Here is a 7,978-nt window from a genome sequence, read left to right as displayed (position 1 = left end):
GGCTTCCCCGCCGGACAGGGTCAGCGGCCATGCGTCGCTGCGATGCGCCAGCCCCACTTCCCCAAGAATCGCCTGCGCCCGTGCATGGCCCTGCGCGTCCTTTTTGTGTCCCAGCACGACATTCTGCCACACGCGCCGCCATGGCAGCAGCCGGCTTTCCTGAAATACGACCGCCACGTCATCAGGCCGGTGGACCGTCCCGGTCGTGACCGGGTCCAGCCCCGCCAGCGTGCGCAACAGCGTTGATTTTCCCGATCCGCTCCGGCCCAGCAGGGCAACGAACTCACCCGGCGCAATACGCAGGTCCAGCCCGTCAAGCACCGCCGGACCACTGGCGAAGCGCCGGGTCAGGCCGCTTACCATAACGGCGGCAGCAGCTTCCGCTATGGGTTCGGCGCGCGCGTGTTCCGGCATTGAAAACGTGTTCATGCGCCCTCTCCCCGTCGCGGTGAAAGCGGACGCCAGACCAGCAGCCACCTTTCCAGACCCCGGACCAGATTGTCGGACAGCAGGCCAAGCAGGCCGTACACCGCCAGCCCCACCAGAATGATGTCCGTGCGCAAGAAATCTTCCGCATCCATCATCATGTGCCCGATGCCGCTTTCGGCATTGATCTGTTCCGCCACAACCAGCATCAGCCACGCGACCCCCACGGCATAGCGCACACCGACCAGAAGGTCGGGCAAGGCGGCGGGAAGAATGACATCACGCACCGTCCGCCCGCGTGAAAGCCCCAGCGTACGCGCCATTTCCAGCAGTTTGGGGTCAACCGTGCGGATGCCCTTGTGAAGGTTGAGATAGACGGGAAAGGTCGCGCCAAGTGCGACCAGAAGCACCTTTGGCGTCTCCCCGATCCCGAACCAGAGAATGAACAGCGGCACCAGCGCCAGCACCGGCAGCGTGCGCATGATCTGCAGGGGGGCATCGACAATATCCTCGCCCGCGCGGGACAGCCCCGAAACCAGGGCAAGACCGATCCCCACCAGCAGCGCGATTGACAACCCCGCCACAGCGCGGAGCAGCGAGATGCCCAGATTGGCCTCCAGCGTGCCGTCACGCACCAGCGACCATGCCGTTACGCCGATCTGGACTGGCGAGGCGACGAGACGTGTCGAGAGCAGGCCCGCCGAACAGCAGACCTGCCACAGCGCCACAAGCACCAGCGGCGATGCATAGCGCGAGACATCCCGCCAGCGGGGCAGGCGGCCACGCCCGGGCAGGATCGTGGACAACATATCCACCGCCGGGCCATGCGTGCGGATACCCGTGGGCAGGGAAGTCTCGGACATACGATCACCAACTGTAGTTTTTCAGGATTCTATTACGATGAACTGACGTGGAATGATTCCACACATCATGGTGTAGTTCAATGTTTTTATACGACCCGATTCGTATATTCGTTCCGACGCATTATTCCGCGCCCTACAGCCATATGCGCCCGCCGCCCCGGATGCGATCGGGACAGCGTTTGAACGGCATGGATTGTCATGTTGACTCGAAACCGAACTTATGAACGACTGTTGATAGTGATATTAACATACAACCATACGATTCGTTTATTTGGGGAATGCGATGCGCGCCAGACCGGATGGACAGCAGGGATTGCGATGGACTTCACCGGACAGACGCCGGGTCGCCCACTGCTCCCTGGCTTTCTCGCTGCTGCTGACCACGGGCGTTACCCGTCCGGGCCATGCCGCCACCCACCGTGCCCATCCCCGGCACGCAACGAAATCCGTCGGGGCCAGTTCCCCCACGGCCCGCGCGGCGTCCGTGATCGGCACCCACCCCGAGGAAATGAAAGTCACCGCCACGCGCACGCTGTCGCGGCGTCAGGTACTCCTGCGCCAGAACGATCCCGTGGCGGTCACGACCATTACCGAACACGACCTGCAATCCCACCAGATCACCAACATACAGCAGGCGGCCAAGCTGTTGCCCGCGGTCTCGCTCCAGATCACCAACCCCCGCAACACGGCCATCAATGTGCGTGGCCTTGGCAATTTCAGTTCCAGCGCGCAGGACGGCCTGGAAAACGGTACGGCCGTCTATATCGACGGTGTGTACCAGACACGCCCCGGCGCCGTTCTGGGTGACATCAGCGACCTGTCAGGCATGGAGGTTCTCAAGGGACCGCAGGCAACGCGCGGCGGCGTGGATAACGATGGCGGCGCGATCAACATCACCACGCTGGCCCCTTCCTTCACGCGGGGTTATTCCGTCATTGGTGATTATGGCAGCTACAACACCGCCAATGTCCGGCTGCGGGCCACCGGGCCGATCGGGTCGAGCGACAAGGTCGCCTTCAGCCTTTCCGGGTTTTCGATCAACCATGATGGTTACGTCAAAAACGTCACGACGGGCCGTTATTATCAGGATTATCACGATCTGGGCGTAAAGGGGCAGATACTGGCGGTTCCCACCGACAGGCTGACGCTCCGGCTGATCGCCGATTATTCGCATCTTCGGGAAAGCTGCTGCGTCACCCCCTTCTCCACGGCGCTCACGCATTATGCCAACGGGGCCGCCGTAGTGGGAAATTACTGGCAACGCGCCGCCTTCGCGGGGGCCGAACCGCTACCCGCGCACGGAATCCGTGACATGCTGGTGGCCCTGCCCGAGACGGGTGGCCAGGCCGTCGATCAGGAAACCTATGGCCTCTCGCTGGATGTCACGTACCGTCTGTCCCACGGGTGGAAGCTGGAAAACATTGCCGCGTGGCACGCCTGGTTCTGGTATCCGCATAACGGTTTTTCCGGTGGTCTTGGCACCACGCCGGGCCTGCGGACACTGACGGCAGGCAACAATCAGGTTTATGAACAGCACGCCACCGAGGAGATCAGAATATCCTCACCGGAGGGACGCCGTTTCCGCGTATCCGCTGGCGCGTTCTACATGTATGAGGAAGTGCCGGATTACACGCGCTGGCAGATTTCGGCCCAGGGCGCCAAATATTACGGATATAACCTGTCGCCCGCCGTTTACAATTCCGCCTATAAGGGCGCGCTGTTTACATCATCGGATAATCCGATCACCAATGACCTCGCGGGGTATGTGCGCGCGAAATACGACATTACACCGAAACTCTCGCTCGAAGGCGGTTTCCGGTACTCCTTCGTCACAAAATCCGGTAGCTATACCTCAACCATTGTCAACTCATCCAACCCCGCACTCGCCGCGGGCGTGCTGGGGGCGGCGACGTCCTATCACGCATCGCACCGGGAAAACGAACCCAGTGGCACGCTCAGCCTTGTGTACCGTCCAACTCCTGACAATTTCGTCTATGCGACCTATAGCCGGGGGCTCAGGAATGGCGGCATCAACCTGGTCAGCCTGAACATCGCGCAGGGCGCCAATCCCGACGTGAAACCGGAAATCGACGATATGTTCGAGGCTGGAAGCAAGAACGCGTTTTTCAACAAACGGCTTTTGGTCAATTTCGACGCATTCTGGAACAACGTGCATGATTACATCACCAGTGCGGCGTACTATACATCGGCCGGCACCACGATTTCGTATCTGACAAACGCCCGACACGTCGTTTCGCGTGGCTTCGAACTTGAAACACGGGGCACCATCCTGCCCGGACTGGAAGGCCGCCTGTCAGCATCCTACACCGACGCGTTCTTCGCATCGTTCAACAATGCGTCCCATCCGCTTGAATCCTCCAACGTGCCGGGGCTTTACAGCCTGACGGGAAACCAGATCCCGTTGAATTCACGCTGGAACCTGTCCGCCGGGCTGGAATACACCACCCGGCTTGGAAACATCGGCAATCCATCAGGTCATTTCTGGCGGCGGCTCATCTTCTTTGTCGGGGCGGATTATACCTATCGCAGCAGCTATTATGCCGATGCGTCCGAATCCGCCTATACACGCATCAGGCCGTACGGCCTGCTTGATGGCCATATTGGCATCCGGCCTGAATCCGGCAAATGGGATCTCAGTTTCTGGGGGCATAACATGCTGGACAAGCGGTATTTCATCACCATGACCCCCCTTGCCGCCGGGGCCGTGTTCTATGGGCAACTTGGCGATCCCGCGATGTTCGGGGGTGAATTCAGCTACCGGATGTAAAAGGCTGATAAAAAACAATAAAAGTTTTTGGGTGCCGCCTTTTTGTAAAAAGGCGGCGTTCTCTGAAGCCCTTTGAAAAAAGCTCCACCAGAAACTTACCCGGGATTTGCGGAATACCTTACAGGCGGCATCTTCAAACAATCCCCAAATATTTCGGGATCAGAATATCCCCTGCCGGAAGGGGCCTCGCACAAACGGGCATCCTGTTTTCAATGGCGCGATCAAACCCTTTTCCGCCGCATCTGGCGGGCAGCATCCATGCTGGCGAAAGCTCTTGCGAGACGGTCTCGTCTCGTATAACCCGGACGGAGCATTGCAAACAGGAGCAGGTATGGCGGATCAGGGCAGAAAAAGGAAATTTTCAGGTCGCCCCGACAGTCGCATGTCGGAAGAACTGGATGCCCTCATCCTGAAAACAGCCACCCGACTGTTCGGGGAACAGGGCTACGCCGCCACGTCCGTTGAACAGATCGCGGCTGTCGCCCATGTTGGCAAGCAGACCATTTACCGCCGGCATCCATCCAAGGAAAGCCTGTTCAAGACGGTCATTTCCGAACTGGGAAACAGTTTCCTGATGGCCGCGGCGCCATCAGATGAAATGGTTTCCAGCGATCCCCTGCTGGCGCTGCGCAAGACCATGCGGATGCTTCTTGATCTGGTCCTCTGCCCCGAAACCCTCTCCCTGAGCCGGACCTTCATCGCGGAAGGGTGGCGTTTCCCGGATCTGGTGGACCATGCGGGCGCGCATATTTTCGACCCGCTTGAGGAACTGACATGCAAGCTTCTGACTGCGGTCTCCCGGGCGGGTCTTTTGAAAAAGACCTATGATCTGGAGGAAACGAGCCGGATGCTCGCCAGCCTCTGCCTTGGCGGACCACATCAGCAGATGCTGTTCGGGCGCAGAATCCTGCTGACGGCAAGGGATCGGGATGAATACATCGATCACGCCTGGACCGCCTTCATGACGGGCATACTGGCCGCGCCCAATCCCGACCATAGGGGCGGCATGTCCTGAGGCTTCTCCAAGAACGTCCTTCCGGTTCAGGGGGTCATTTCAGCTTCCTGTTTTCGGGGGCATGCGTATCAAATCCACCCCCGATCGCCCTGTACATATCAACGGAGGCATCAAGCTGGACAGGCGTGCGGTCGTATGCGCCAGTTCCGCCTGCTGTTCGACCACCTGCGCCGACAGGACATCCAGTCGGCTGGAATAGCCCTGTTCCAGCCGCAACCGCATCAGTTCCACGTTTTTTCCGGCGGCTGTCTCCCTGTCCCCGTCGCCCTGTTCGCGGTCATGGGCATTGTTCTGCTCCAGCAGGGCATCATGCACCTCCCTGAAGGCCGCGCGGATGCTCTGCTTGTACAGGATGACCTGTTCGTTCTTCTCGGCCCTGGCCAGTTTGACGCCGCTGGCCGTGCGGCCAAAATCCAGCACCGGGGCCGCCATCGACGCCGCCAGCGTCCATGACCGCGTGGTGGCGCGGTACAGATTGTCGATGTCGATGTTGTTCACCCCCGCCAGGCTGGCCAGTGAGATGGTGGGGAAATAGGCCGCGCGCGCAAAGCCGATATTGAAGTTGCTCGCGATCAGCGTCTGCTCATGCATGGCGATGTCCGGCCTGCGTTCGAGCAGGGTGGAGGGAATGTCCGGTGGTGTCGGAATGGGGACACAAGTTCGTTGATGTCCCTGCCCCGTTCCATGGCCTGCCCGATGATCTGGCGGGGGGACCGCCCCAGCATGACGGCCAGCGCGCTTTCCGCCTTGCCGCGCTGGTCCTCGATATCGGGGAGCGCAGCCTGCGCGGCGTCAAGCTGTTCCGTCACGTTCTGCACGGCCAGGGCGTCAACCGCGCCGACTTCATGCTGGCGCTGCACCAGCGCCAGAAGCTCCGTCTGGGTCTGGATGGTCCGTTGCACGATGTCGCGTTCACTATCCAGCGCGCGCAGGCTGAAATACAGCTTCGCGGTCGCCGCGGCAATGGAAAGCCGGGCGGCGGCATGGCCATAGATGGCGGCACGCACCCCCGCTTTCGCCGCCTTGCTCAGGCTGGCGTTCTTGCCCCACAGATCCACTTCATAATTCAGCATACCGCCGACGAAGCAAGATTGCTCATCTTGTGCGGCGCGGGGAAATCGTCCTTCAGGTGCAGGCGGCCATAGGCGTCCGACCCCGCAACCGAAATGGAGGGCAACTGGTTGGCAAAGGCGTATTTGTACTGCGCGCGCGCCTGCTGCAGTCTTGATCCGGCCAGGGCAAGATCATCATTGTTCTTCTGCGCCTCGGCCACCAGTGCGTCCAGAACCGGATCGCCGTAGCCACGCCACCATGCGCTGTCATCGGCCATGGTGGCGGCCTGCGTTGCCCCCCATTTATCGGGCATCGGCATCCGGGGCCGGTGATAGGTCGGCGCCAGCCACGCGCAACCCGCCAGCACGGCGGGCAGCAGGAGGATCGGGAATCTTTTCATCGGCTGGCCCCCGTCGCCTGGGGGATGGTGCTTCCTTGACCCGGAACCACAGCACGTACAGCGAGGGCAGGAAGATCAGCGTCAGCACCGTCGCCACGGCAAGGCCGCCCATGATGACATCGGCCATCGGCCCCCAGAACACGCTGGATGCAATGGGCAGCATGCCAAGGATGGCGGCGACGGCGGTCAGCATGATGGGGCGGAAGCGGATTTTCGCGGCGTTCATCACCGCATCCCATTCCGATTGTCCGGTATTCTTCTCGATCTCGATCTGGTGCACCAGGATGACCGAGTTGCGGATGATCATGCCAATCAGCGCCACCAGCCCCAGCATGGCGATGAACCCCATGGGATGCTGCGTCAGGAACAGCGCGCCGACCACGCCAATCAGACCGAAGGGCGCGACACTTATGACCAGCGCCAGACGCTTGAAGCTCTGCAACTCGATCATCAGCACGCCCAGCATGACCAGTATCATGACCGGCATGACGGCAATGACGGATTTCTGGGATTTTACACTTTCCTCCACCGTGCCGCCCACCGCGACATGATAGCCAACCGGCAGGGCGGCGTTGAAGGCCGCGATTTTCGGGGCCAGCGTGCCAACGGCCGTATCCGCCTGCACCCCGTCGCGCAACTGCGCCTGTATGGTCAGTGTGGGCAGCCGGTCACGCCGCCAGATCAGGGGATAATCCTCGACATAGGCGACACTGGCCACGGTGGAAAGCGGCACCGTCTGGTCATTGGGCAGGCGGATATCGAGATTGCGCAGATCCTCGATCGACAGGCGCTGGGCGTGGTTGGCGCGCAGCACGACATCAACCAGATAGATGCTGTCACGGATCTGGGTTGCCGTCATGCCGGTCACCGCCGAATTGATGGCCAGCGCGATCGCGCCCGATGATAGGCCCAGCCGGTGCGCCTCATCCTGCCGCACGTCAATCCTGAGCTTGCGCGCGGGGTCGCCCCAGTCGAAATTGATCATATGCAGCTGGTTGCTGTCGCCCATGATCTTCGCCACGTCATGCGCGTAATGCCAGACCCGGTCCGGGTCGCGGCCCGTGACGCGATACTGCACCGGCCAGCCCACCGGCGGCCCCAGTTCCAGCGGGAACAGGCCATGCACCACATCGGGCATGTCACGGCTCAGGGCCGTATCCAGACGCTGGCGCAGATGTTCGCGCGCCACGGCGCTTCTGGCGACAATCACGGTCTGGGTGAAAAAATCGTTGGGAAGCTGTTCATCCAGCGACAGGTAGAAGCGCACGGCCCCGCGCCCGATATAGGAACTCCAGTGGTCGATATCGGGATCATTGCGCAAGATGCGTCCAGCCGATGCGACACGTCCGCCGTCGCCGTGATCGACGCGCCCTGCCGCAGCGACAAGTTGACCAGAAGCTCCGGCCGGTCGGATGCGGGAAAGAACTGCCGGG

8 protein-coding genes are annotated in these 7,978 nt (G+C 61.1%); 2 read left to right on the top strand and 6 right to left on the bottom strand.

Annotated features, from left to right (window positions below; genetic code table 11):
* Together JCM25156_RS06945 and JCM25156_RS06940 are read right to left on the bottom strand one after the other, a co-directional pair.
* Positions 1 to 429 (bottom strand): ATP-binding cassette domain-containing protein (locus tag JCM25156_RS06945; RefSeq protein ID WP_025812588.1); only part of this gene is annotated, 429 nt, incomplete at its 3' end.
* Positions 426 to 1,235, bottom strand: coding sequence for an ABC transporter permease (locus tag JCM25156_RS06940; protein WP_051577496.1), 810 nt, complete (start codon positions 1,233 to 1,235; stop codon positions 426 to 428). The genes JCM25156_RS06945 and JCM25156_RS06940, both read right to left, overlap by 4 nt.
* Positions 1,236 to 1,572: 337 nt before the next feature.
* Here JCM25156_RS06940 and JCM25156_RS22230 point away from each other — a divergent pair, with 337 nt between their 5' ends.
* Together JCM25156_RS22230 and JCM25156_RS06925 are read left to right on the top strand one after the other, a co-directional pair.
* Positions 1,573 to 4,077 carry a TonB-dependent receptor gene (locus JCM25156_RS22230; RefSeq protein ID WP_242402526.1) on the top strand — a complete coding sequence of 835 codons (2,505 nt, stop codon included), beginning with the start codon at positions 1,573 to 1,575 and terminating at the stop codon, positions 4,075 to 4,077.
* Between the two features lie 382 nt (positions 4,078 to 4,459).
* Positions 4,460 to 5,092, top strand: coding sequence for a TetR/AcrR family transcriptional regulator (locus tag JCM25156_RS06925; RefSeq protein ID WP_242402525.1), 633 nt, complete (start codon positions 4,460 to 4,462; stop codon positions 5,090 to 5,092).
* 39 nt (positions 5,093 to 5,131) lie between these two features.
* Here JCM25156_RS06925 and JCM25156_RS30875 read toward each other — a convergent pair whose 3' ends face one another.
* Genes JCM25156_RS30875 through JCM25156_RS22220 form a run of 4 tightly spaced genes read right to left on the bottom strand, consistent with a single transcriptional unit; the run spans position 5,132 to position 7,866 of the window.
* A complete protein-coding gene (locus JCM25156_RS30875; protein ID WP_242402524.1) occupies positions 5,132 to 5,683 on the bottom strand; it encodes a TolC family protein in 552 nt (183 codons plus the stop codon).
* The gene (locus tag JCM25156_RS30870) at positions 5,665 to 6,165 is read right to left on the bottom strand and encodes a TolC family protein (RefSeq protein ID WP_025812582.1); all 501 of its coding nucleotides are present in this window, start codon (positions 6,163 to 6,165) and stop codon (positions 5,665 to 5,667) included. Before JCM25156_RS30870 ends, JCM25156_RS30875 begins: the two co-directional genes overlap by 19 nt.
* Positions 6,159 to 6,458 carry a TolC family protein gene (locus JCM25156_RS30865; RefSeq protein WP_025812581.1) on the bottom strand — a complete coding sequence of 100 codons (300 nt, stop codon included), beginning with the start codon at positions 6,456 to 6,458 and terminating at the stop codon, positions 6,159 to 6,161. The genes JCM25156_RS30870 and JCM25156_RS30865 overlap by 7 nt, the downstream gene beginning before the upstream one ends.
* Positions 6,448 to 7,866 carry an efflux RND transporter permease subunit gene (locus JCM25156_RS22220; protein WP_242402523.1) on the bottom strand — a complete coding sequence of 473 codons (1,419 nt, stop codon included), beginning with the start codon at positions 7,864 to 7,866 and terminating at the stop codon, positions 6,448 to 6,450. The genes JCM25156_RS30865 and JCM25156_RS22220 overlap by 11 nt, the downstream gene beginning before the upstream one ends.
* Between the last annotated feature and the right edge of the window lie 112 nt (positions 7,867 to 7,978).

The organism is Komagataeibacter kakiaceti JCM 25156 (assembly GCF_000613305.1).
This window is presented reverse-complemented; position numbering and strand designations above follow the sequence as displayed.